Annotated in this window: 17 protein-coding genes; 6 read left to right on the top strand and 11 right to left on the bottom strand. The window is 49.7% G+C overall.

Annotated elements, in window-relative coordinates; genetic code table 11:
* Positions 1-75 precede the first annotated feature (75 nt).
* Genes ACL7TT_RS18300 through ACL7TT_RS18275 form a run of 6 tightly spaced genes read right to left on the bottom strand, consistent with a single transcriptional unit; the run spans position 76 to position 5,200 of the window.
* Positions 76-921, bottom strand: coding sequence for a fumarylacetoacetate hydrolase family protein (locus ACL7TT_RS18300; RefSeq protein WP_413397590.1), 846 nt, complete (start codon positions 919-921; stop codon positions 76-78).
* Positions 922-981: 60 nt separating this feature from the next.
* On the bottom strand, positions 982-1,725 hold the full coding sequence (locus ACL7TT_RS18295) for an SDR family oxidoreductase (protein WP_413397589.1): 744 nt from the start codon (positions 1,723-1,725) through the stop codon (positions 982-984).
* Positions 1,726-1,738: 13 nt separating this feature from the next.
* Positions 1,739-2,938: a UxaA family hydrolase gene (locus tag ACL7TT_RS18290; RefSeq protein WP_413397588.1), complete on the bottom strand. Its 1,200-nt coding sequence runs from the start codon at positions 2,936-2,938 to the stop codon at positions 1,739-1,741.
* Positions 2,935-3,282 carry a UxaA family hydrolase gene (locus ACL7TT_RS18285; protein WP_413397586.1) on the bottom strand — a complete coding sequence of 116 codons (348 nt, stop codon included), beginning with the start codon at positions 3,280-3,282 and terminating at the stop codon, positions 2,935-2,937. Before ACL7TT_RS18285 ends, ACL7TT_RS18290 begins: the two co-directional genes overlap by 4 nt.
* Before the next feature lie 38 nt (positions 3,283-3,320).
* Positions 3,321-4,166: an amidohydrolase family protein gene (locus ACL7TT_RS18280; protein ID WP_413397584.1), complete on the bottom strand. Its 846-nt coding sequence runs from the start codon at positions 4,164-4,166 to the stop codon at positions 3,321-3,323.
* Positions 4,157-5,200 carry an aldo/keto reductase gene (locus ACL7TT_RS18275; protein WP_413397582.1) on the bottom strand — a complete coding sequence of 348 codons (1,044 nt, stop codon included), beginning with the start codon at positions 5,198-5,200 and terminating at the stop codon, positions 4,157-4,159. Before ACL7TT_RS18275 ends, ACL7TT_RS18280 begins: the two co-directional genes overlap by 10 nt.
* 156 nt (positions 5,201-5,356) lie before the next feature.
* Between ACL7TT_RS18275 and ACL7TT_RS18270 the strand changes: the two genes are divergently transcribed.
* Complete coding sequence (locus ACL7TT_RS18270) at positions 5,357-6,784, top strand: alpha-L-fucosidase (RefSeq protein ID WP_413397580.1); 1,428 nt, start codon at positions 5,357-5,359, stop codon at positions 6,782-6,784.
* 65 nt (positions 6,785-6,849) lie between these two features.
* On the opposite strand, the gene ACL7TT_RS18265 is transcribed toward ACL7TT_RS18270, so the two are convergent.
* The 3 genes from ACL7TT_RS18265 to ACL7TT_RS18255 form a co-directional block, all read right to left on the bottom strand.
* Positions 6,850-9,159, bottom strand: a complete 2,310-nt coding sequence (locus ACL7TT_RS18265) for an alpha-L-fucosidase (RefSeq protein WP_299941703.1) — start codon at positions 9,157-9,159, stop codon at positions 6,850-6,852.
* A 17-nt stretch (positions 9,160-9,176) separates the two neighbouring features.
* Entirely contained in the window at positions 9,177-10,745 is a 1,569-nt protein-coding gene (locus ACL7TT_RS18260; protein WP_413397578.1) for an alpha-L-fucosidase, read from the bottom strand.
* A gap of 518 nt (positions 10,746-11,263) precedes the next feature.
* On the bottom strand, positions 11,264-13,738 hold the full coding sequence (locus ACL7TT_RS18255; RefSeq protein WP_413397576.1) for a right-handed parallel beta-helix repeat-containing protein: 2,475 nt from the start codon (positions 13,736-13,738) through the stop codon (positions 11,264-11,266).
* Between the two features lie 210 nt (positions 13,739-13,948).
* On the opposite strand from ACL7TT_RS18255, the gene ACL7TT_RS18250 reads away from it, so the two are divergent.
* The 3 genes from ACL7TT_RS18250 (at position 13,949) to ACL7TT_RS18240 (ending at position 19,206) form a co-directional block, all read left to right on the top strand.
* Positions 13,949-16,162, top strand: a complete 2,214-nt coding sequence (locus ACL7TT_RS18250; protein WP_413397574.1) for a beta-N-acetylhexosaminidase — start codon at positions 13,949-13,951, stop codon at positions 16,160-16,162.
* Between the two features lie 118 nt (positions 16,163-16,280).
* A complete protein-coding gene (locus tag ACL7TT_RS18245) occupies positions 16,281-18,002 on the top strand; it encodes a beta-N-acetylhexosaminidase (RefSeq protein WP_413397572.1) in 1,722 nt (573 codons plus the stop codon).
* A 454-nt stretch (positions 18,003-18,456) separates the two neighbouring features.
* Positions 18,457-19,206, top strand: coding sequence for a GDSL-type esterase/lipase family protein (locus tag ACL7TT_RS18240; protein WP_413397570.1), 750 nt, complete (start codon positions 18,457-18,459; stop codon positions 19,204-19,206).
* A gap of 339 nt (positions 19,207-19,545) precedes the next feature.
* On the opposite strand, the gene ACL7TT_RS18235 is transcribed toward ACL7TT_RS18240, so the two are convergent.
* Entirely contained in the window at positions 19,546-20,565 is a 1,020-nt protein-coding gene (locus ACL7TT_RS18235) for a Vgb family protein (protein WP_413397568.1), read from the bottom strand.
* A gap of 4 nt (positions 20,566-20,569) precedes the next feature.
* The gene (locus ACL7TT_RS18230; protein ID WP_413397566.1) at positions 20,570-20,836 is read right to left on the bottom strand and encodes a hypothetical protein; all 267 of its coding nucleotides are present in this window, start codon (positions 20,834-20,836) and stop codon (positions 20,570-20,572) included.
* Between ACL7TT_RS18230 and ACL7TT_RS18225 the strand changes: the two genes are divergently transcribed.
* Together ACL7TT_RS18225 and ACL7TT_RS18220 are read left to right on the top strand one after the other, a co-directional pair.
* Entirely contained in the window at positions 20,835-21,401 is a 567-nt protein-coding gene (locus ACL7TT_RS18225; RefSeq protein ID WP_413397564.1) for a hypothetical protein, read from the top strand. The genes ACL7TT_RS18230 and ACL7TT_RS18225 overlap by 2 nt on opposite strands.
* A 127-nt stretch (positions 21,402-21,528) precedes the next feature.
* Complete coding sequence (locus ACL7TT_RS18220) at positions 21,529-21,780, top strand: hypothetical protein (protein WP_413397562.1); 252 nt, start codon at positions 21,529-21,531, stop codon at positions 21,778-21,780.
* Positions 21,781-24,177 lie beyond the last annotated feature (2,397 nt).

Below are 24,177 nucleotides of genomic sequence, written 5' to 3'. Positions count from 1 at the left end.
CCTGAGTTATTATTATGAATCAGCGTGCGAAAAGCTTGCTGTTGCTCAGTGTAACAGCCTGCCTGTTGTCGATGTTTAGGGGGTGGCAATCACTGTCTGGTGCTGTTCCCCGAGTCCTTCGATACCCAGCGACATGGTGTCATTGGCTTTCAGATAAATGGGTGGATTAAAGCCGAGGCCCACGCCTGGCGGTGTGCCGGTAGAGATGACATCTCCCGGTTGCAGGCTCATAAACTGGCTGAGGAAGCTGACGATATAGGCGGGTTTGAAGATCATGGTTTTGGTGTTGCCGGTCTGGCGTCTGATACCGTTGACGTCCAGCCACATGGACAGATTGCCAACATCGCTGATTTCCTCCTTGGTGACAAGCCAGGGGCCAAGGGGACCGAAAGTGTCACAGCCCTTGCCCAAATCCCACTGTCCGCTGCGCTCAAGCTGAAACTGGCGTTCGGAAATATCATTGATAACGCAGTAGCCGGCAATCGCTTCCTCAGCAACTGTCTCATCGGCATAGGCGACCGCTTTGCCAATTACTATGCCCAGCTCAACTTCCCAGTCGGTTTTTTCACTGCCCTTGGGGATCATAACATCGTCATTGGGACCGCAAATGGCGCTGGTGAACTTTGAAAAAACCACGGGCTCTTCGGGAACTTCAGTACCGGTTTCTGCCGCGTGATCGGCATAGTTCAATCCGATGCATAAAAATTTCCCGACATTGTTTACGCAGGCACCGTAACGCACTTTTTGACCAACCAGGGGCAGGGTACTTGGATCCAAGTCCATCAGCGTTTGGAGCTTGTCCCCAGCCAGTAAGTCCCCATCAATATCGTCAACGAACTTTGACAGATCGCGTATATTGCCATCACTGTCCAGCATACCGGGTTTTTCGTGATTTTTTTTCCCGTAGCGTAAAAGTTTCAAGGTTGTATCCTCGCTATCTTTCAATCAATGTTGCGCAAGTGCCCGTGCATATCTGTAACGTTAAATGCTCCAACCACCATCGACCATATTGATGGACCCGGTGGTGTAGCTGGATTCGTCCGAGGCCAGGTAGAGGACGAGTGACGCAATTTCATCGGCTTGGCCGAGGCGCCCCATGGGTTGTCGGGCCTCAAAGTCTTTGCGCGCCTGGGCGGGATCTGCAAAGGCATTTAGCCTGTCCTGTAGCGACGGCGTGTCCACAGTGCCCGGGCAGACCGCATTACAGCGTATTCCCTGGGTGACGAAATCAGCGGCGATCGACTTGGTCAGACCAATGACTGCGGCTTTGGTTGTGGTGTACGCAAAGCGATTGGGAACACCCTTAATACTGGAGGCAACTGAAGACATGTTGATAATACTGCCTTTCTGCTGGGCCAGCATGCCGGGGAGAAAACTTTTTATCATTTGAAAAAAAGATTTTACATTGAGATCAAAAGAGAAACTCCAGTCCTGCTCGTCACATTCGAGAATCGTGCCGTTGTGCACAAATCCGGCGCAGTTGAACAGTATATCGATGTTACCGATTCTCCCTGAAAATTGCGCGATGGCCGCGACATCGGTAACGTCGAGCACACAGGTGTGAATGGATGGGTGTTCTGCACTGAGCGCTTCCAGCGCTGAAGCATTGATGTCCGTTGCCCACACAGTGGCGCCCTCGGAAAGGAATCGGATAGCTGTTTCTCGCCCAATGCCCGCACCAGCGGCGGTAATGACGGCTGTTTTGTGACTCAGTCTCAGGTTCATGCGTTGTCTCTATTTAATGACTTGGTAGGCAGGCAGGGCCTATGGCATCAAATTTTTTGTAGGTCAGGATAAATTCCTGGTGACCAAGGGTTTCGGACAGGCTGGCTTGTCCCTGGGAAACAGCAATGGTTTTTTGGTAAATCTCTTCGCCTACTTCATCCAGGGAAGCTTCGCCTAAAATAATTTTTCCGGCATTAATATCCATGTCATCACTGAGCTGAGCGAAGGTCTCCGGGTTACTGCAGACCTTGATCACCGGAGAAATGGCAGAGCCAACCACAGAACCGCGACCGGTGGTAAAGAGTGTGATGTGAGCGCCGCTGGCAATCATTTCCACAATTTCAGCGTTGTCTGAAATATTGGGAAAGCCGAAAGTTGGTTCGCCATCGGGAACCACGTCCATCAGATACAGGCCACCGTTTGGGGGTATATCTCCGGGTTTAATCATTCCGCTTATTTGCGCCGATCCCGATTTCATGTAAGCGCCTATGGATTTTTCCTCAATGGTGGTAAGGCCACCATCGGCATTACCGGGGGCAAAACTGCCATAGCCCATCTTGCTGTAATAGCGCTCGGCTTTATTGACAGAGGCTTGAATTTCCGCACCTAATTCTGGGGTGATAGAGCGCTCGGCCATGATGTGTTCACAGCCAATCAATTCACCGGTCTCTTCAAAAATACAGGTGGCACCTTGATCGACCAGCTTGTCAAAGCTTCTGCCCACTGCTGGATTGGCGGAAATGCCACTGGTTCCGTCTGATCCACCACAGATGGTGGCGACAATCAATTCATTGATGCCCATAGGAACCTGGGGCTGTGTCGCTATCTGTGCCTGTGTGGATAACACCCAGTCCAAGCCCTGATCAATACTGGACCGCGTGCCGCCTGCTTTCTGGATGACCAGGGTTTTTACCGGTCGGCCGCTGCCATCAATTTCCTCGTGCAGGGTGTTGCGGTTAAAGCCTTCGCAGCCCAAAGACACCAGTAGAGCAGCACCCACATTGGGGTGTGTGCACAGGCGCTTCATAAGCTTTAGGGCGTAATCATTAGGAAAACAGCCGGGAAACCCAATCAGTTGTATGTCGGTGTGATTGGCACCTTCGACAATGCGGCGGGCCACGTGGTGTGCGCACTCCACTAGGTAGGCGACGACAACAACATTGCGGATACCTTTGCGTCCATCTTTTCTGGGGTAACCAAGTATCTCTGTCATATTTTACCTTGAACCGCATGTCTATCGTGAGAGGGAATGTAATCACTCTTGATATTGTGCATGTGAACATGTTGGCCGAGTGCAATCTCCACTGTGGCCGAGCCTATCGGCATGCCACAGCGAACAATCTTTTCCCCCTTGGTGATCGCTTGGCGTGCCACCTTGTGGCCAACGCCAATGGCGGTTGATAATTGCATTTCGGTGCCGTTTATCATTACCACTTCATTCGCTTTAATTGGCCGGCAGCAGATGAGTACATTGTCTTCATCACTTAAAGCAATCAGTCGTTTGTCCTGGGCTGTCGTTGTGTTCATGAATGCCATCAGTTTGTTGTGTTTAAGCAAAAAGGTGCGTCTTAACAGCGGGTCTTTTTCCCGAGCTGTCAAATGGTAGAGTGGCGCTTGTGCAGCCGATAAAAGTGCTGGGCACTTGTGCCCATGATGGCGGCCTGATCGTCAGCGGGCAGCGGGGCAATAAAAGTTTGTACTATCGATTGCCAGTGCGCGTAGTCGGAGGCAAGATTGAGCACTGGCCAATCGCTGCCCCACATCAGTCTCTGCGGGCCAAAGCAAGCCAGCAGGTGTTGCATGTAGGGCTGAATTTCTGCACGGCTGGCGCTGTGATTCGCTTCGGTGAGCAGGCCAGACAGCTTGCAATAGGCGTTGGTATCTTTGGCGATGCGGCTTATATTCTCGGCCCAGGGATCAAATTCTCCTGCGGCAATATCGGGTTTTGCGCCGTGATCAATGACGACGCTTAAGCTTGGATAGCGCAACATCAGGGTGTGCAGGTTGTCCAGGTGCTCCGGTTTGACCAGAGCATCAAAACTCAGATTTTCCCTGAGCAAAATTTGAAATGCTGGATCGAGTTCGGGCTTTAACATCCAGTTGCGGTCGTTAATATCTTGCAGCATCGGGCGAACTCCCAAAAACCTGGGTTGCTGACTCAGCTTTTGAAGATCCGCCTGGCCCGCGGGGGTATCCATCGCCACCCAGCCAACGACGCCGGCAATAAACGCATTTTCATCGGCCAAACTGAGCAGGTATTGCGTTTCTGCCAGTTTATCTGTGGCCTGTACCAGAATGGTTTGATCAATGTCACTGGCTTGCAGATGGCCTCTGATATCGTCGGGTAAAAAATCGCGATACAGTGCTTCAAAGCTGGGGCCCAGCCAGTCGTAATCCCCGCGGCTTAGCAGCCAAAAGTGCTGATGGCTATCTATCCGCATCGTAATTTCTCACCCGGTACTGGAGCGAATTCGCCGATTGCCCCACAAGATTTAAGCTCTGCCCAAAATTCGCCGGGGATCGTGTAACTCAACAGGTCAATGCTCTGTTGAATTTGCTCCGCTGAGCACATTCCGGGAATGACACTGCACACAGCCGGGTGCGCGAGAGGAAACTGAAGGGCCGCCGCAGGCAATGGCACTTGAAAGTGGCGGCAGACGGCTTCTATCCGTTCAACGCTTTGAATGACCTCAGCGGGGGCTGGCTGGTAGTTGTAATTGGGGGCGGCATTGGTTTGAGTGCCGCTGGCGAGGATACCCGAATTAAAAGGGCCGCCGATAATAACGGCGCTGTTGCGCTCGACACACTTGGGTAAAAAGCTCGTCAGTGCGCCTTGCTCCAGGAGCGTGTAACGCCCCGCTAACAGGAAACAGTCAAACTCCCCGTGCGCCATAGCGGCTTCACAGACCTGATATTCATTAACGCCCATGCCAATGGCTTTAATACGGCCATCGCGTCGAAGCGCATCCAGCGCTTTGTAGCCACTGGTCATGCAAGTGTGAAAGTGCTGTCGGTGGTGGGCCCCGTGGGTTGCCTGGCCCAGGTCGTGGATCAGCAGTACATCGATACGGTCAAGCCCCAGGCGTTGCAGGCTGTGTTCAAAGGAGCGCATGATACCGTCGTAGCTGTAGTCATAATGACTGTCAAAGGGCATCGGCGAGTGAAAGCCGTGCCGCTGTGCACGGTAACCTGCCGGTCTCAGCAAGCGACCGACCTTGGTTGACAGCACATAACCCTGATCCTGTTTTTGCCGCAACAGATCGCCCAGGCGCCGCTCAGACAAGCCCTGCCCGTAATGCGGGGCCGTGTCAAAGAGCCGAATGCCGCTGTTCCAGGCCGCTTCGAGAGTGTTTTTGGCCTGTTGGTTGCTAATGGCCCGGTACAAGTTCCCCAGCGGCGCGCAGCCGAAGCCGAGCTCACCCACACTTAATGTGGTGTTGCCCAAGGTATTTATTGCAGAAGTAGTATTTTTCATAAATAAAAATAGTTTTTACCTTCTAAAAAAAGAGTAACATAGTCCCCTACGGACGTACAGCAATCATTTACTGTAGGGTTACCGGGCAAGGTGATCCTTTGGCGGCTGGCCTCCAATGCCCGGTGCTTATCTGATTAACATTTAGGGGGTGTATCTGTGCGCAATTTGGGCTGTTTATTGTTGGGAATGCTACTGGGCGCATCGGCGCTGGCCTATGATCCGGTGGAAGAGGGAGAGACAGAGGCCTGGTATGAGGATGCGAAGCTGGGGATTTTTATTCACTGGGGTCTATATTCGGTGCCAGGCTATGCGCCCGTGGAACATTACCCGGATGTTTCTAGGAGCTTTCTGGAAGAAGTGTGGGAATTTATCAAAAATGGCGGGGAAGTGGAGTCCGCCTACGCCGAGTGGTATTTGCACAATCTGAAAAAGGAAGGCGGGAAGACCGAGCACTATCATCGCGCGCAATTTGGTCAAGACTTTGACTACTACAACTTTGCCAAGACCTTTAACCAGGCGGTTCAGCAGTGGCAGCCTCAATCCTGGGCGAGTCTATTCGAACAGGTTGGTGCCCGATATGTGGTGTTGGTCAGTAAGCATCACGACGGTTTCACACTGTGGCCCAGTCAATACCCGAGTGCCAATATCCCTCGTGAAAATGCCCGTGCAAGTCGTGATATTGTGGGTGAACTCAGCGAGGCAGTTAGGAATGCGGGCTTGCACATGGGCTTGTACTTCTCCGGAGGCATCGACTGGTCTTACAATGCCAGCTACGACTTCACGCCACTGGGGTGGCACGCTTATCCCGAGGATTTTATTCACAATACTGACAATCAACTGGAAGAGCTGGTCGAGCGCTACCAGCCCGATATTCTATGGAATGATATCAGCTATCCAGAGGGCAGCCGGGTTGTTGATATTATTCACCGCTACCGCCAACAGCGACCTCACGCAGTGATTAATAATCGCTGGAGAGACATTTCCAGAGCAGAAATTAAGCCAGATTTCGCTACCCCGGAATACGCAACCTATGCAGACATTCAGCCGTTTAAGTGGGAAACCAGCCGGGGCCTGGGGTATTCCTATGGTTACAACCAACTGGATTCCGAACAAACCACGATCTCGCGCAAGGCGTTGATTCACTTTCTGGTTGATGTGGTGAGCAAGAATGGCAATCTATTGTTGAATATTGGTCCCAAGGCTGACGGCACTATACCGGATATCCAGTTAGACCGGTTAAAAGGACTGGGTGAATGGATGGCCGTGAATAGCGAGGCAATCTATAAAACCCGCCCCTGGATACGGGCCGAGGGGAAGACGAAAGAGGGGGGCGATGTGCGTTATACAGCCACAGATGACGCACTCTATGCGACACTGTTGAGTGCGCCTTCTGCTGAGCGTGTCACACTACTCGATACGCCGGTTGGCAAAATAGGGACCGTCAGCCTGCTGGGATTTGAGGGTGAACTTGATTGGCAGCACCAGGATGGAAATATCACCTTTCATTGGCCGGAGACGGCGGCAAACGCGCACGCCTATGTGATTAAGATTAGCCGTTCAGCATCTTTTGTTCAGTCGCGTTGATTGATCACAAAAAAGCCGCTGCCCGCAACGACGGTACAGCGGCTTTAGTGCGAATGCCCTGAAGCTCAGGGTAAGAACCCAATCTCGGCGGCTCCGGCAAAACCTGTTCCCTGAGCGCCACCAGTGGATGTAATTTTAATGTATCGGGTGCTGATGGCTGTTTCAAAGTAGTGGATGCGCTCCACAGGGTTGTTCAGGATATTGCCAAATTGGAAAGGCTCCAATTTTTTCCAGCTCTTACCGTCGTCGCTGATTTCAATATAGCCCGCTTCAATCATGCCTTCAGCAATGGCTTGGTCCTGCCGGGGCAAGTAGCTAAGGGCACTAATTTCCTGCTGACTACCAAGATCCAGGGCCAGGTAGTGCTTCTCCTGCTTTTCCTGATCCAACTGGGCACTGAGCCAGAAGGTGTTGGCTTTGCCATCGAATGCTTTCTCAGCTGAGTGTTTGCCGTTCCAAAACTGATACCATGGACCTTGCTGTGCGCTGCTTGCGGACAGTAATTTCCAGCTGTCTTTACGGATGCTAAACAACCGGGTCGAGATTTCCCCCGGCGCGTTGCCGAGAAAGGCTCTGGCCTTAACGGTGCCGCCATCAAACGCAAAGGGCGCTTTATAGAGTGGGGAGTCCAAGGTTGGAGCACTGCCGTCGAGGGTGTAATGAAAGCGGGTCTGGCGCAGCTGGGCCTTGCTGTCAAAGCGTTTTTCTGCGGGATTCCAGTCGAAGTTATGTTCAGGTGCGCCCAACTGAATCTTGCCAAAGCGGGTCCTACTGATAACAACCGCGCTTGGCCGCGGGCGGTAATAGTGGCCTGAGATCGACATGACCGTTGCCTGCAAACGGCTTTGGGGGACTCTCAGTCGCAATTTATCCGTCGTTACGTCGGCAAATCGAAGGATCTTCTTATAGCCAACGGTGGTGCCCTTAGCGACCTCTTGCCATTGATTATCGATCCAGGCATCCAGGGCATGTTGTTCGATTCGCTGTCCTTTCCAGGCAATCGCTTCCTGCAACACAAAGCGGTTTAAGGTTACCGGCTGCTTTAGGTTGAGCTCAAAGTTGCGCTGATTGTCTGAGGTTTGCCAAAAGCTGCTTTCATTGTCATCGAGCACTTCAACGGGGCCGGAGGCATCTTCCAGCAGATTGGTATTATAGGTCTCACGAATACGCTTACCTACTTCATTGAGGACATCGGCATCTCGACGGGAGAACTTGCCCTCGGTATTGGGTGGGATATTCAGTAGGAAAACACCATTGCCCCCCACGCTGCGCTCGTAAATATCGAAGACATCATCGGCATTGCGGACGTCCTGATGGGTGTCGTCACGATAAAACCAACCATCGCGGATGGAGGTGTCCACTTCGGCAATGATATAGTTGAGCTGATTGGCGACCAGCTCCTCACCATAGACTTCGTAGTTTGGATCAAAAAGACGATCGCGGGAGCCGAGATCCTTATCGGGTCGGTCGAGATTAATTTTTCCTTTCTGTGTGGGAATAATACTCCACTCAGAATCGCGTATATCCCCGGCTTCATTACCAACCCAGCGCACATCAGGCCCGCCAAAAATAACCGCTTCGGGGGCCAGTTCCCGAATCATGCTGTACCATTCGTCGCGAATATACGCTTGGCCCCCTTTGCGTTTAGGGTGGGCGCCATCAAACCAGACCTCATGAATGGGTCCGTATTCGGTCAGGACTTCAAATAGCTGGCTCATAAAATATTCATTGTAGTCGTCAGTATTAACGCGGAAAGTACGCGCGTCTGAAAAGGGGCGGCCCTTAACCGGTTTGGGAATGGTGCGCTCAGAATAAGTGCTGCGATTACCGTAAAGCCCCTGATCTGATTCCATTTGATAAAGATCGGCGGGGGACAAATAAACGCCTATTTTTAACCCTTCAGCCCGGCAGGCGTTGACCATTTCACGGAGTATATCTCCCTTGCCGCCCTGGAAGGGGGAGGACATTACACCGTGTTTGGTGTAGCGGCTTTGCCACAATACAAAGCCATCGTGGTGTTTCACCGTAATCACCGCCGTCTTCATGCCGGCTTGCCGCATGGTTTTACACCATTGGTCGGTATCCAATGCGGTTGGATTGAAAACCGCGGGATCTTCCCTGCCATTTCCCCATTCGACACCGGTAAAGGTGTTGGGGCCAAAGTGGATAAAACCGCTAAATTCACGTTTTTGATAAGCCAGCTGTCGATCACTGGGGATGACATTGGCAGCCTTTTCAATAATCGTGTCAGGGCTGTCACTGGGGCTTAGGGGCTGGACATGGGCAGGACTGATGGCCGCCGATACGGTGATCGATAGCCATACCGGCGTACACAGTGTGCATAAAAGGAGTGCTTTACGGCTTGCCTTAATCACAATAATACCTGTCGTTATTAGTGTTTGGGTTGGGTGATTCGCAGGGTGTAGGCGTACTGCTGTTCACTGCTGTAGTGATTGGGGGAGAATGAGGGCATAGTCACAATCAAGTTTCCACCCCTGTTCTCCCAGCTCAAATCCTGATTCGAACCCAGCAGTGTTATCTTGCTGTCAGGGCTGGCCTGGACGCCTTTTAGGGTTAATTCAGATTCTGGCCACTGGGGTAAAATGGCGTACAAGTTATTCTCATCCGCGTTCACTTTCTGAGTGAAGAAAACCTGCTTGACAGCGTAGCCGGGTTCGGGATCAGTGGTTAACTTAAAGATGTTGTGATTGCCCACATAGTGTGTTTCAGGTTTGTAGTCACGGCGTCCTTCGGACCACTGTGTGGGGCGCTTCCATTTTTGCGTGCCATAAATGGCTTCGCCATTGATTTTCAACCAAGCGCCCATACTCAACAAGCGATCCTGCATGATAACGGGGATATTTCCCCGGCTATCAGGTCCTATATCGAGAAGCAAATTACCGCCGTTGCTAACGATATCTATCAGGCTTAACACAAGCGCATGCGCGGAACTGTAATCAGCGGCATGCTCATTCTGGTTGTAGCCAAAAGAGAAGCCCAGGCCGCGACACTCTTCCCACACCCCGTCGAGAGATTGTGCTTCATACTCGGTGGTCAGATAACCGGTGAAGCCTGGTGATTGGCGCGTATCGTTTCCCCATCGATCATTAATGACCACCGTGTCTTTCACTTTGGAATCGTTAAATAACCAGGCGATTAATTCCGGGGTTTTCCAGTCTTCAGACTGCATATCCCATTCGCCATCTCCCCAGAGTAAGTCGGGCTCATAGCTTTCGACCAAATCCTTAAACTGGGGTGTGAAATGCTGATCGACATAGGCGTTATTATTTCCCCGAGTGCCTTTCCACTGTGGATGATACCATTCGTAGAGTGAGTAATAGAGGCCCATCTTCAGCCCGCTATTCTTTACCGCATGACTGAGTTCGCCGACAATGTCTCGTTTGGCCGCTGTATCGTAGCTGTTCCAGGGGAATCCGCGTCCATTGGCTTCCTCACTGGGCCAGAGCGCGAAGCCGTCATGATGCTTCGAGGTCAATACCACATATTTGGCACCGGCGTCTTTGAACAGATCTGCCCATTGCTCTGGATTAAATAAATCCGCACGGAAATCATCAGCAAACTGATAGTAGCTGAAGTCTTCCCCGTAGGTTTTTTTGTGATAGCGACTGATTTCTTCGCCGTTAAACTCACCGTTGCCAAACAAACTCCTGCTTTGCAGCCAGTATTGATACCATTCGGCATAGGTGCCTTTGGGAGAGTAGGCCGGGACTGAGTAAGGGCCCCAGTGTATGAAAATGCCAAATTTGGCATCACCAAACCAACCGGGTATTTCCCTGGTATTGAGCGACGACCAATGAGGTTGATAGCGGTCGTCTTTGCTGGCTGCTGCGGGTTTTGTCTGGGGAGCATTGGTGATCGCTTTTTGTCCCGGCAAGCTGCAGCTGACTAAAACAGCGGCGGTTGCCAAAAATACCATGGAGTGTATTATTTTTATTTTCACGCTTCGGTCTCTCCCTAAGTTTGCTGCATATTGAATAGCGCAAAGCCAGTTCAGCTTCTGGTAAAATCTATACGATTTTTTACATTCCCCTCTCCCTTCACTGTTTTTCGAATTCAGGACAGGGATTCCCTTTCGGATATAAAACTGATTGCGCAGATTGCAGATTCCTGATTCAGTACACGGCTAATCCCGACTCGCCTCAGCGAACAAGCAGTGTCTCCATTCTTATCAATGACAGTGCCGAAAACACCGGCATTGCTTTAGAATCACAATCTGTACAGACGCCCCCTGGGTCTGACGGTTGTCTGTGGACTCATGTGCATAGCCGGGCAAGTACGATTGGTATATGCCGCAGGTGCAGGCCCGGCAACCCTACCCAGCCACTACTGCCCGCGCTTGAACTGATGGCAAAACTCGCGCCAGTCTTGGTCAAATATGACCTGTTGCGAGCGGGTTTGGCTTTAACATACTTGCCCGGCACCTCCCAGTCTTCAAGAGCGTGTTGTATTGGCCAAGACTTATTCGGGCTCAAGGTGAACCAGGATGTTTTTCTGGTTTCGGACAACAGTCAGTGAAGCAATGATTGAGCGTTCTACGCTGAGAAGATCCTTCACTGTGTAAACGGGGATTGGTGAGCCGTTGGCGATAACGGAGATTATCACATCGCCATCGATAAGCCCGAAATAATGCGCCGAAGATGCGACTGGTGCGGAAAGAATCAAGACGCCAGCCGTCTCTTTGAGACCCGCCGCGGATCGCTCCCCAAGGGTTTCAATATTTTTAATTTCCAGCCCCAACCATGTATTGGATTGACTGAGCCGATTGTTACGGACAATTTCAGGTTTTGGGAACTCAGGTTGCTGGGCGATCGCTTTTAACTTTACGTTTTTGACCCCGAATTGGGTCATTGGAAAGTTTTTGAAGCCAATCGCCGCGACACTGTCCAGATTGACGACACTATAATTCCCTGTTTGGTAATTCGCAAAGCCAAGTTCTCCGAAGAGGCTATTGCTGTCCACCCCCTTTGCTTGGTCTGTTTGTAAGTCGTGCCGGGAAAGATAGAGGTTTCTATCCACCTCTGCTCCCCAGTCGCTGATGCGAATATCGGCATGGGCCGACATAACTAGGTTCTTTCTGAAAATATCACCGCTGTTTTTAAACCAGACGTGTGGATGAAAGCCGTTGTTGAGTAAGATATTATTCTCAACGGTTCGATGAAAGCCTTCGCGCAGCTTGAGTCCACCTTCAAGACAAAGGTTGTTGTAGATGTGATAGTTGCTGGAGCCGTCGTCAAGGTCGATATCCCAACCGTGAGAAGTCTGGAAGCGGTTATTCCGAATCACAGTGGTTTTAATCGCATCCAGTGAGGGTAGGGAAGGGTCCTTTGCAACAGTGCGATTCATAATCCAGCGATTGGGATGCCAGAATCGATCTCTTCCCCAGCTGTTAAATGCGCCGTGATCTTCGGTTTCCAACACTGTATTGAAGACGTCATTAAATTCCAGAACATGCCCCCCCCAGGTGCCCTCTGAGATATTGATACCGGATCTTGGTACGTTGTAGATACTATTGTGACGCAGGGTTATCTCTGCTGCCATGGAGAGTTGAATGCCGGCACTTTGCTTTTCCAGGCGGCCAATGTCATGAATCAAGTTGTCCTCGACCAGAGAGTGCGAAGGGTATTCAGGGCTCTGAGGCCCCGGTTCTCTGTCCATGTCTGATAATTGAACGGATTGGTGGTATTGAAACGCTGGGGAACGCACGCTGGATGCTTTGCCGACAAAAGAAATGGCACTGGCGCCGAGCTGAGAGAAGTGACTTGTCGTGATGCGAATGTTGCGAGCATAACCGGAAACCACAACCCCATTGCCGCCGAGATCAATCAGGCGATTATTGTCGAGCTGAACATCCTCGGCATTTTCAATAAAGATGGCGCCTCCGCGATACAGGGTCCAGTCACTGCGCAACAGAGGCTCGGCGGTTTGCATAAAGCTTTCACCCGCATGGACAAGTGTCAGGTTTTCGATACTAATATGTTTCACCGGCTTGCTGCTATTGCCGCGCACAATGATCAGCTCTTTGAGGCCAGCCACTTCCACCTTGGCCTGATTGAGGTCGACTCCCTCGGGAGGCTTAATATACAGTCGGGCCCTGTTCTCTTCGTAGTACCACTCTCCAGCTTGATCCAGCTCCTCGCGGATATTGTCCACGAATTGATAGTTTTTATGCATGCCATTGGCAGGGCGGTTGTTTTGCCAGCCACCAGACAATTTTAAGGAGCCATCGTCATTCTTCCCGGTGATTTGATAGTGAAACCCGCCCCAGCGTGCCCCGTGTAGCGCGTGGAGGTAGCCGCCCTCGGGGTTGCTCCAGGTTTTTGCCCTGCGTTTGATATCAGCAGCGGTGGTGTGGCCGTTAAACACGGCTACCTCGGGATTGTAATTGGGGTAGCGGGCTCTGATTTGCTTGTTGCCCTCAATAAAGAGCTGGTCGAAGCTGGGGCCTTCAACCGTGGTCCACCAAGTGCCATCGGCCGTCTGCTGCCAGAGATTCTTAAGGCGGCGACCGCCGCTTAGCTGGCTCCTCCCCTTGGCAGAACCCCGAATAACCAGTGGTGCCTGTGGTGAGCCGGAGTCTAATGCGCCAATAACCAGTGATTCCTCTAAGTAGTGGGTGCCTGGCAACAGTTCAATGGTCAGTGGAGTCCCTGGTGCATCGCGGTGAATGGCCCGGGCCCGGGCCAAGGCGCTGGCCAGGCTGTTGAGTGGTGCCTGTTCGGTCCCCGAGTTTCCCGGCTGGCCGTTGGTCGCCACATAGAGTATGTCAGGCAGCGCTTCATAGTCGTAAATATTCAGCTTCTGTGGCGCACTCAGTGTCTGGTGCTGCGGGGCTATCGCCTTGCAGGCACTGGTGCAGTGGAGGGGGTTGGTGGCACAGCCTGCCACAACCGTTGCCAGGATCAGCCCGGATGACAGGGATAGAAACTGCTGCATAGCGTGCTCCAGCTATTTGTATAGGGGCTTGGCGAGCCTTTGCTATAATACAAATTCCATATACAAAAAATCTTTTAATTTATAAAAAACGAGATTATCATGCCCTGTACCTTACAGCAATTATTACCGTACAGATTTTTGCAGTAATTTGAAGCTTTGCTGCCAGATGCCGCAAAGGCTTCGCTCCTATACAAGGCAGCAGGGGTATTAATGAAGAAGCTATTGGCAGATAGGGTGCAATGGTGGTTCGGGTTGGCACTTGTACTCATCACCCTGTCTGCTTCTGGCGTCGTGCATTCGTTGCCGGCGACAGGTTCCTTACTCCCTATACCCGCTGACATTGAGCGGACGCAGGGGCACTTTGAGCTGAAGCGTGATTACCGTATCACTATCTATGGGCGGGAACTTGAGCGTGTTGCACGCGGTGCCCGACGCTTTTCTGAACAGCTCGGCCTGATGCTTGAGACCTCTTTGCAGTTGAGCGAACTCGGTACTGCAATGGCCAGACCCTTTGAAGCGCTGGCAGCGGATATTGAGATTACCGTCACTGGTGTAACTGGGCGCTACCCCTCGATTAACACCGATGAAAGCTATCAGCTCAATATTTCTTCGAAGGCTATCCGTATCTCTTCAACCAGTGGCTACGGCGCCTTGCACGCCCTGCAGACACTGTTGCAATTGGCCCGGGTTGAGCAGGGGGGAATTCGTTGGCCCGCCGTGAATATTCAGGATGCGCCACGTTTTAAGTGGCGCGGCCTGTTGCAGGATGTAGTTCGTCATTGGATGCCTGCCGTTGTGATTAAGCGGCAGCTGGATGCGATGTCGGCGGCAAAAATGAATGTCCTTCACCTGCATTTAAGCGACGATGAGAGTTTTCGCGTTGAGAGCCTGCGCTTTCCACTGTTGAACAGTTTGGGCTCTGACGGCGATTATTTCCGTCAGGATGAAATTGCCGAGTTGGTGGAGTATGCAGCCGATCGAGCGATACGGTTGGTGCCTGAATTTGATCTTCCCGGACACAGTCGAAGCTGGCAAATCGCCTACCCGCAACTTTCCAGTCGAGCGGGAAAAGCGTATCAACTTTATAAAAAAGACCAGCTATTTTCTGATCCTCTGGATCCCACCAAAGAAAAAAATATTCAATTTATCAAAACACTAATCGGAGAAATGTCTGCGCTGTTTCCCGATCTGTACCTTCATATGGGGGGCGATGAGGTTAATTATGATGCCTGGTTGAAAAATGATGAAATCCTCGCATTTATGCGCGCAAACGGCCTTGAGAAGCCTCAAGATTTGCAGGCTTATTTTATCCGCCGATATTACGACATACTGACAGATTTAGGCAAAGTGGCCATAGGCTGGGAGGAAATCCTTCACAAAACCATGCCTGAAGATGCCGTGCTGCATATCTGGCTGAAACAGAGATTTCCCGGTGAGTCCGCTCGACACCCGCTGCTGGTTTCGGGGGGCTATTACCTGGATTTAATGCACACGGCTTATGCCCATTACCAGCGCGACCCACTGGATGTAGTTATCGATGGGCTAAACGCTGAGCAGCGTGATACAGTAGAGAAAAACTTTCTTGGTGGTGAAGCAGCCAGTTGGAGTGAGCATATCAACGCCCACACGGTCGATATGCGTAACTGGCCAAGAGCTGCGGCTATTGCTGAGCGATTTTGGTCACCCAGAGCCGTTTGCGATGCGATGGGTGAAGATAATTTATATACCAGGCTGTTTGCCTTTTCTGATCAGTTGGAAAAGCTGGGCTTAAGGCATCGCAGCCATCCCGTCAAGGCAATGGTCTCTCTGGCCGGAAATGGCGGGAATGTGGATGCCTTGACGGTACTCGCTTCGGTGGCAGAGCCTGCATCGGAGCATATCAATAACGAGTACGGACGGCTCTTTGCGCATATTACAGGCCTTACCTGGTTTACGGAGTTTGCAGAGGAAAGTTACCCCGTTGCGCGGTTTTTGGAGCATATTCCACCAGAGAGTGAAGTGGCCTGGCGATTCAATAGGCAAATAGAGCGTCTAATCACTAAAAAGCTGGGGGATCAGGAGATTCAGGCACTGAAACAACAGCTCACCACCTGGAGCTTAAATCACCAGAAGCTGGAAGAGACTTTCTCGCGATCAACCCTGCTTAAAAATGACAACGTTGAATTACTTTCCGAATTGATGAGCGCACTCGCAGGATTTGGTTTGCAGGCGGTAACGGCTATTGAGAATAATAAGCCCCTGAGCCAGCGAGTGCTCAGTTTCGGCAGGGAGGTTATCGAGAAATGTGCATACCTCGATCACAGCCTTGAAATCGAGGAAGAGTATGTCATTAAAAGCTTATTCAGACCCAGGGGGTTAAGGATGCATGTTTTACCGATTCAGCGAGGTATACAGCAGTTGTATTTGGCTGTTGAACTGATTTGATTGTCGAAATGAAAAGATTTATTGTGTAAAACAATCAATATCCTTTCGTCTTACTAGTAATTATAGATTTTATCGACCAATTTACATTGGTTAAGTCTCTGCTTGATGAGGATTTCACATGGTTGGTTCAAGAAAAAAAATAATGGGGTCAAAAAGAGTTGGGCAATGTCTCTCTTTGCTGACTTGCTTGATGGCGTTAAGTTTCCCCTGCTACGGTGAAATCACTATTATCCCGGCACCGGTCCAGATGACAGAGAGCGCTGGGCATTACAGGCTCAGCCGGGAAACGAAAATTTACTATCATGGCGGTTCGGAAGAGGTTGCCCAGTACCTCGTGAAGTCCCTGTCCCCGGCAATGGGATCTGAGCTGGATCTAGAAGAGGCATCAGCGGCAAGTGCTGAAGGAATTATTCTGACGGTTGTTGAAGATGCACTCCTGTTAGATGGACAGCCGCTGGGGAAAGAGGGGTATGAACTCTCGGTGAATAACAACGGTGTTCAGATTCGCGCCAACGATGCTGCCGGATTATTCTACGGCGTACAGTCATTGCGACAGCTATTACCGGTCGAAATATTTTCCAGTAACGCGCAGACCATGGACTGGACGCTTCCGTTTGTGGATATTACTGATTACCCGCGTTTTGAATGGCGAGGCTTGCATTTGGATGTCGGTCGTCATTTTATGCCAGTCGAATTTATAAAAAAATTCATCAATCAGCTGGCATTACACAAAATGAATAAGCTGCACTGGCATCTGACTGAAGACCAGGGGTGGCGTATTGAGATTAAAAAATACCCGAAACTGACAGAAATCGGTGCTTGGCGTGATGAAACTATGCTTGGCCACTATAATGATCGGCCCAAGAGACCCTGGTGGAAGAAACTCCTGTTTTGGTCTCCAGCTGAGGGCGACCATCGGTATGATGGCCAGCGCTATGGTGGCTTTTACACCCAGGATCAAGTGCGCGATATCGTGGCTTACGCTCAGAAAAGACATGTGGTTGTTGTTCCTGAAATCGAACTTCCTGGGCATGCTCAGGCTGCCATCGCTGCCTATCCGGAACTGGCCAGCAGCGATGAAAAAATTGGCGTGAAGCGCGAGTGGGGTATTAGTCATCATATTTATAATCCAGAGCTGGAAACGATTGAATTTCTCAAAAACGTGTTTGTTGAAGTGATGGATTTATTTCCCAGTGAATTCATTCATGTGGGCGGTGATGAAGCCACCAAAACGCTGTGGGAAAACAGTCCCCGTATTCAAACGCTTATGAAAGAACGTGGGTTAAAGGACGAGCACGAATTACAAAGCTGGTTTATCAGGCAATTTGATAGGTTCCTGTCAGAAAATGGCCGTCGTCTTATCGGCTGGGATGAAATTTTGGAGGGCGGTCTGGCTGCAGGGGCAACGGTAATGTCCTGGCGAGGAGATAAAGGCGGTATTGCCGCGGCTAAAGCCGGTCACGATGTGGTGATGGCCGACTATAACTACACTTATTTTGACTATTATCAAGGAGATAAAGACGAAGAGCCCCTGGCAATTGGAGGCTTTCTGCCTCTGGAAAAAGTCTACAACTACAATCCGATTCCCCGTGCCCTGTCAGAAGCCGAGGCTCGTCATATTTTAGGCGCCCAGGGTCAACTGTGGACCGAGTATATGAAGACCCCTGAACATGTTGAGTATATGGCTTTTCCAAGAGCTTCTGCCCTGTCTGAAGTCCTGTGGCTAAATCAGCCTGAAGAGCAGCGAGACTTTGATAAATTCACCGAGCGTTTGAAGGTTCATGCTGAGCGCCTTGCGTTAATGGATATCAATTTTCGAGGCTTAGACAGTAATCCATGAAATGACTACAAGATAAGTAGTGGTATTTGTGAAGAGTGGATGATTGAAGACATCAATACGGAGCGCATGTCTTACTACCCCAATGACCCTCGTTAATACGGGTTAGCCGTTGTATCAGTGCTGGTGGCAGTAAGACTAAAGGTATTTTCACCAGCCTTGCGGGAGAAGTTGAGGCCGAACACACGGTAAAGTCGACCACTATTTATGCCGTAGGTCTTGATCAATGTGGCTTCCAGGTGGAAAAGTTTATTCAGCAGCTGAAAGCAAACCTTGCAATATATTACGCAAGATTTGCTTTTGCTAGCCAGTGACGTCGCTTCAATGGTGGAGCTTACCGATACTGTTTTTGGGTCAATGAGGGGGCAGATAATATCGAAGGCAGCAATAACAAGTTAATATCTGATAACGTACAATCAATCTCAACCGTAAAAGCGATTCACAGAGGAATAATCCGATGAGAGCAATAAACTTGGTGGCCGGCGCTTTGATGTTATTGCTGTTGACGGCTTGCCAAGCCAATCATACGGCCGCAGTTATTCAGCCTACTCTAACCGGTGATGACTCCATTACACCTGCTATGCAAGAGGGAGATTGGTGGATGGACCGGCACAAAGAAAAGCTGGCTTTGAAAGAGGAAATGAAACAGGTTGACTTGGTGTTTCTCGGGGATTCAATCACCCACTGGTGGGATGTTACCGGTAAAAATGACTGGCAGGCATTTTACGGTGATCGCAGGGCATTAAATATAGGATTTTCTGGTGATAAGACCGAAAATGTTCTATGGCGACTGCAGCACGGGGCCGTAGACAACATTGATCCGAAACTTTTGGTGATGATGCTGGGTACAAACAATGCCGGTCACAGGAGAGAGGCACCAGAGCTGACCGCCAGGGGCATTAAAGCGGTTTTGAATGAGTTGGAGGTGCGGTTGCCAAATACCAAAATACTCATGCTGGCAATTTTCCCAAGAGGAGAAACAGATGCAGATATCTATAGGCAGCTGACAATGGCGACCAATGATATCATTAAGGGTTATGCCGATAATGACAGGGTCTACTGGCTGAATATTAATGAGCACTTTCTGGATGGAAATAGAGTACTTAAAAAATCTGTCATGAAAGATCTTTTACATCCCAATCCCGATCAATATAAGGTTTGGGGGGAGGCGATTGAAGCTGAGGTCAGTAAGCTGATGGAAGGCTAGCAAAGTTGCCTCGCAGATAGCGTGTTGCCCTCCAAAATAATCACCGGTTTAATCTATTCCACAGTTGGAAGCTGTGATTTACTCACAAGGTGGAAGGGAAGAATACCCTTATCTCGGGACCGTATGAGGCATGGACGCCGATTACGAGCGTACAGGGAAGTATTCACAGCGTGTCCCGAGAGGAGGTTATTCCTTGCTTCCGACCCGGTAGTATGTTTCTCCGAGGGGCCGCAAATCAAGCATGTCAGTGCTGGATTTGTCGTGGAGGGTTTGCGGACTTGCGCCGCAAGCCCGGGTTGAGAAAGGCCACAGAAGGTTTTTCAACACACTGCTAGAGAGTCACTTCTTGGGTATCCCCTGATCCAAATACCCGGTATCCACCCCAAACCAAAAGCTTCCATCCCTGTTATCAAAATACATATGCCGGATATTTCCACCACTGGGTACTGTGGTCTCGCTGATAAATTTCTCCGACCCTGTATCAAAAGCCAGGATGGTATTCGGAATTTTTCCGGTATTCGCCACCCAAATCCGCCCCTTGCTATCCAGTGCCATGCCATAGGGACGTGGGTTCTCGCCGGGAAATTTCCACTCACTAAACGCTTTTGTGTCTGGTACATAGCGGCCCAGGTAACCTTCCGGATAATCCACATACCAGATATGGCCAGATGGATCGATTTCCAATCGTCGTGGGCGGGCATTGGTGCGGGGGAGAGTGATTTCGGTGACGGTCATGCTTTTTGGATCTACCCAGGCCAGTTTATTAGTGCCAAACAGCGCTACCCAGGGACGATCCTGTGGGTCTATTTTGATACCGTAGGGGCGCGCTTTGGCAGTTTGCGGTGTAACAACCCGGACTTCCCCATTACTAACATTCAGAAGACCAATGCGATTGCTCTGCTGGGCAGTGAACCAGATATTGCCTTCCCGATTAAAGACCAGTGTGTGGGGGTCATCGACACCCTTAGGCATCGGGTATTGGCGGATTTTACCGGTTTCCGGGTCCAGGCGCCCGATATGCGCGTTGCGATTACCGGCGTACCAAACCTGGTCCGGTTTATCCACAATCAGGTTGTGCGGGTGGGTACCTTCAGGTACCTCATACTGCTTGAATGCTCCGCCTGTGGGCGTAAACCGGCCGATATAGTTGCCCGCCTGCCCACAAAACCAGACTTGTCCTTTGTTATCAACATAAGGGTCTCTTGGCAGCCCTTTCCACGGTACCTTCCACTCCTTCAATGTCAGCTGGCCTGGCAGACCGGTTTCTTGCGCCAGCGTATGAAATGACGTCAAAATCAAGAGCGCAATATAAAGAATGGCTTGTCGGACCAGGCCAAAGTGCTTTTTGCTAGTGAGCATTTACTTACTCCAGAAGCTTTTTATTAATGATTGATCCGCCAAGGGTGATTCGATACTGACTGCCCGCATATAAATAACGCCGGTGTATATGGTGGCTGTTGAAGACAGCATAGGCGAAGACGTGGCAGTTTTTTCTAAACAGACCTTGTGGCCGCACCGCTGGCAGTGATGCAACACCGCTTTCATCCTGCTCTCTGGTTACTGTATCGCTCAATGAACCCCTTGTCGTTAACAATCTATATTGCCCCATCCGCTGTTGGAGTTTACCCATGCTACAAACCCTTCGTCGACCGGAAGCGCTCCTGTTGATGCTCGCGGTTTCCATGCCGTTCTCATTTTCAGTTTGGAACACGCTACTCAATAATTTTGTGATCGAGAAGGTTGCGTTTACCGGTGCAGATATTGGACCTTTGCAAAGTGTGCGGGAGATTCCCGGTTTTCTTGCCTTCCTGATGGTCTTTGTTTTGTTCTGGATTCGGGAGCAGCGTTTGGCGCTGCTTTCTTTAATAGCGACCGGTGTTGGGGTAATGCTGACGGGTTTTTACCCTTCCCTGGCTGGGCGGTTGCTCACCACACTGTTAATGTCCACGGGCTTTCATGTTTACGAAACCCTGCAGGCATCACTGGCCTTGCAGTGGTTTCCCAAACAGACCTCAGCCATTTGGATGGGGCGTATGGTTGCGGCCGGATCGTTTGCAGCACTGATGGCCTATGGATTGGTTTGGGGGCTGATGAACCTGGCCGATTTGGGTTACACCTGGCTTTATATGATCGGTGGCGACACAACGGTGGCAATAGCCCTGATGGCCTGGCTGCTCTTCCCGCAGTTTCCCTAACCTCACAACCAGCGCAAACAGCTGGTACTGCGTAAGCGCTATTGGCTTTACTATGTCTTGACCATGATGAGCGGTGCGCGGCGGCAGATCTTTATCGTCTTTGCCGGCTTCCTGATGGTGGAAAAATTTGGCTACAGCGTGGGGGGAAATTGCTGGGCTCTATACGGTTAACCATCTGCTCAATTTATATATAGCACCAAAAATTGGCCAGCTTATTGTGCGCTTTGGAGAGCGCCGCATCCTCACTTTGAAGTATATGGGTTTAATACTGGTCCTTGCCGGCTACGCGCTGGTAGAGAGTGCAATACTGGCAGCGACACTCTATATCATTGATCACCTATTTTTCTCCATGGCAATTGCCATTAAGACATACTTTTAGAAGATTGTTGATGAACGCGATATTGCCGCATCTGCCGGGGTCAGCTTTACCATTAATCATATTGCCGCTGTTGTCATTCCAGTGCTGTTTGGCTTGCTCTGGCTCAGTGCTCCGTCCGTGGTATTTTTCGCCGGTGCATTAATGGCGTTGGTTTCTCTGGGATTGGCTCAACTGGTGCCTGGACAGCCCGGCCCGGGAAATGAAGCGCGAGTACGGCACAAAGTGCCCGTCGCTTAACTTGTAGTGGTTCCGTGGCATTGGCACTGATAAAGGGTGATTTCAGCGAGTGGGCTTATGGAGAATACACGAGGACAGGAGGGCTTGCTCCATGGGTCCCACCCAGATTACCCACAGATAATGGAAATGCTCCCAATCAAAACGACAAAAACCACTTTGTAAATTCTTAAGTGATGCAGAGTGGAAAATATGGGGAGAGTTACACTCCCAATGGTAGCCAGCGTTACTACAGGATAAGTTAGCTTTTACTGATTTAGAGTGACAGTTATCTCCAAAGTGGCTAACCGGAAGTGACGATAAAAGCAGTGATAAGACCTATTGCGAGAATTTGCGAAAAGCGATCATGATACAGTCAATACAGTTGTTACACCAAAGCCTCTACAGACCCTGTGCGAGGGAAGGTTCCCTGATGCCGTCCCGGTCCATTTTTTTGGCCTTAAGCTCGAAGATTGCCAGTTTTCCTGTCATCTTGAAAATAGTTTGAGATCCGAACCGGTTTTACTTTCATTGACGGCGCAATGCCCCACGGTTGTTTGCTAGCTTGCAACAAATTGCTTCAATGGCACAACACGGGAATCTTGAAGGCCGCCTCAAGCGAAGTGCTTGACAGGTCAGATGTGCCACCAATCAGGAACCTACGCATAAGGCGGAGGGAAAGATATCCTGCTCTCGGGACCGTATGTGGCATGGATGCCGATTACGAGCGTACAGGGAGGTATTCACAGCGTGCCCAGAGAGGAGGGTATTCTTTGTTTTCGGCCCGGTAATTATATCCTCAGCGCATAGAGTGGAGCTTTTCCGGCTTTACATTTTGATCTTTTGTACCAGCTTTACTTTATGTGGTACGAAAGTCCTCCTAATCGGTCATATCTTTTAATTCAACAATAGAGAGTGCATGCACTCAATCTGTGATATCGCTCCTGAATATCGAAAAAATTGGATTACATCACAAATAGAAGCTTGGATTTTATCAGCATATGGGTATTCTAGTGAAAGTCACTTTGTAGTGGTGTCCGCAGGTCTAATTTACTGATTCATACCACACTGGGTAACGTAAATCGAACTATAGTACCAATAACCTGATACGATAATTTTTGCCCACTATGGCCGGTTATCTAAAAGTGATGGGGAATTACACAAAGTTGATTTTCAAAAAAATAGTTTAGGATAGGTGTTCTTTTGTCAAGAATTAACAAAATTTTTCGTAGAAATGAGAGAAGCTGGGAGTTAAATAATTCTCTACTTTGAAATGAGCCCGTATTTGTTAAAAGCAGGGATCTCTTTTTTGAATGCTTGGAAGTACTTCCATGAGTCATAAGTTAAAAAATCCAAAGGGTTGCGAAAATAGGTTTTTATCCTTGTGGCTTTCGTTGTGTTGTCTTATATTTTTGCTGAAAATTCCCGCTGTATTTTATTATAAGTGACTTTGGCAGTGTAAGAAAAATTCCGCGATAAAACAAGTGGCCAAAAAGTAATTATTGTTTGCCGCCACCCTTTTAATTCTGCGCATCAGACAGCGGTGCCACCAAATATTCATTCAGCTTGGCTGTAGTTTTTTAATGCTTCTTACTTAAAGTGGGCAAAAAGAGTGAAGGTAAATAATTAAATTTTTTAGAAAATATTATGAATCTGTAACCTGATATTTCTTTGTGCCTGCCATTCTATCAAAATGGGTTGTCAGCAACACTATTTTCCATGCATATTATAAGGAAAAATTCTAGCAAATATAAATAGTTTGATCCTGGTTGGGCATGGCTTTTGGAAAACCTTGATTCTTATAGGGGGTGACCAGTTTGGGTATGATTTATTGAACGCTATAAAGCCAAGAAATGATAATAAGTGGGTGTTATTTAGCTTGCGTTACCTGTGCCAATAGTGGGATTTTATTTATGAAAATAAACCTAATGCGCTTTTATAAATAGATATGGAGGTGTTTGCAACACAAAGAAAAAACAACCAAAAATGTAATAACAAATTATTATTTTAATTATATTGGATCAACTAATGTTTACAAGCGCGGATTCAACCTTGAAGTGCATACCATTTATGCGGCTTGTGCCGCCAAGTAATTATCCATTAAATCTTCTGGTGTTTCAAAGCCTAATGTTTTCCTTGGGCGGTTATTTAAATCGCATACCACTGCATCAACCTCCCCCTGAG

This window comes from Microbulbifer jejuensis, assembly GCF_047289955.1.
Taxonomy (GTDB): Bacteria; Pseudomonadota; Gammaproteobacteria; order Pseudomonadales; family Cellvibrionaceae; genus Microbulbifer.
This window is presented reverse-complemented; position numbering and strand designations above follow the sequence as displayed.

What these genes read in the sequence shown, in the direction of transcription:
- ACL7TT_RS18280 (WP_413397584.1), bottom strand. Translation starts at nt 4,166, where the DNA reads ATGCGGATAGATAGCCATCAGCACTTTTGGCTGCTAAGCCGCGGGGAT.
- ACL7TT_RS18290 (WP_413397588.1), bottom strand. Translation starts at nt 2,938, where the DNA reads ATGACAGAGATACTTGGTTACCCCAGAAAAGATGGACGCAAAGGTATC.
- ACL7TT_RS18235 (WP_413397568.1), bottom strand. Translation starts at nt 20,565, where the DNA reads ATGCTCACTAGCAAAAAGCACTTTGGCCTGGTCCGACAAGCCATTCTT.
- ACL7TT_RS18225 (WP_413397564.1), top strand. Translation starts at nt 20,835, where the DNA reads ATGCTACAAACCCTTCGTCGACCGGAAGCGCTCCTGTTGATGCTCGCG.
- ACL7TT_RS18250 (WP_413397574.1), top strand. Translation starts at nt 13,949, where the DNA reads ATGAAGAAGCTATTGGCAGATAGGGTGCAATGGTGGTTCGGGTTGGCA.
- ACL7TT_RS18240 (WP_413397570.1), top strand. Translation starts at nt 18,457, where the DNA reads ATGAGAGCAATAAACTTGGTGGCCGGCGCTTTGATGTTATTGCTGTTG.
- ACL7TT_RS18230 (WP_413397566.1), bottom strand. Translation starts at nt 20,836, where the DNA reads ATGGGTAAACTCCAACAGCGGATGGGGCAATATAGATTGTTAACGACA.
- ACL7TT_RS18255 (WP_413397576.1), bottom strand. Translation starts at nt 13,738, where the DNA reads ATGCAGCAGTTTCTATCCCTGTCATCCGGGCTGATCCTGGCAACGGTT.
- ACL7TT_RS18275 (WP_413397582.1), bottom strand. Translation starts at nt 5,200, where the DNA reads ATGAAAAATACTACTTCTGCAATAAATACCTTGGGCAACACCACATTA.
- ACL7TT_RS18245 (WP_413397572.1), top strand. Translation starts at nt 16,281, where the DNA reads ATGGTTGGTTCAAGAAAAAAAATAATGGGGTCAAAAAGAGTTGGGCAA.
- ACL7TT_RS18295 (WP_413397589.1), bottom strand. Translation starts at nt 1,725, where the DNA reads ATGAACCTGAGACTGAGTCACAAAACAGCCGTCATTACCGCCGCTGGT.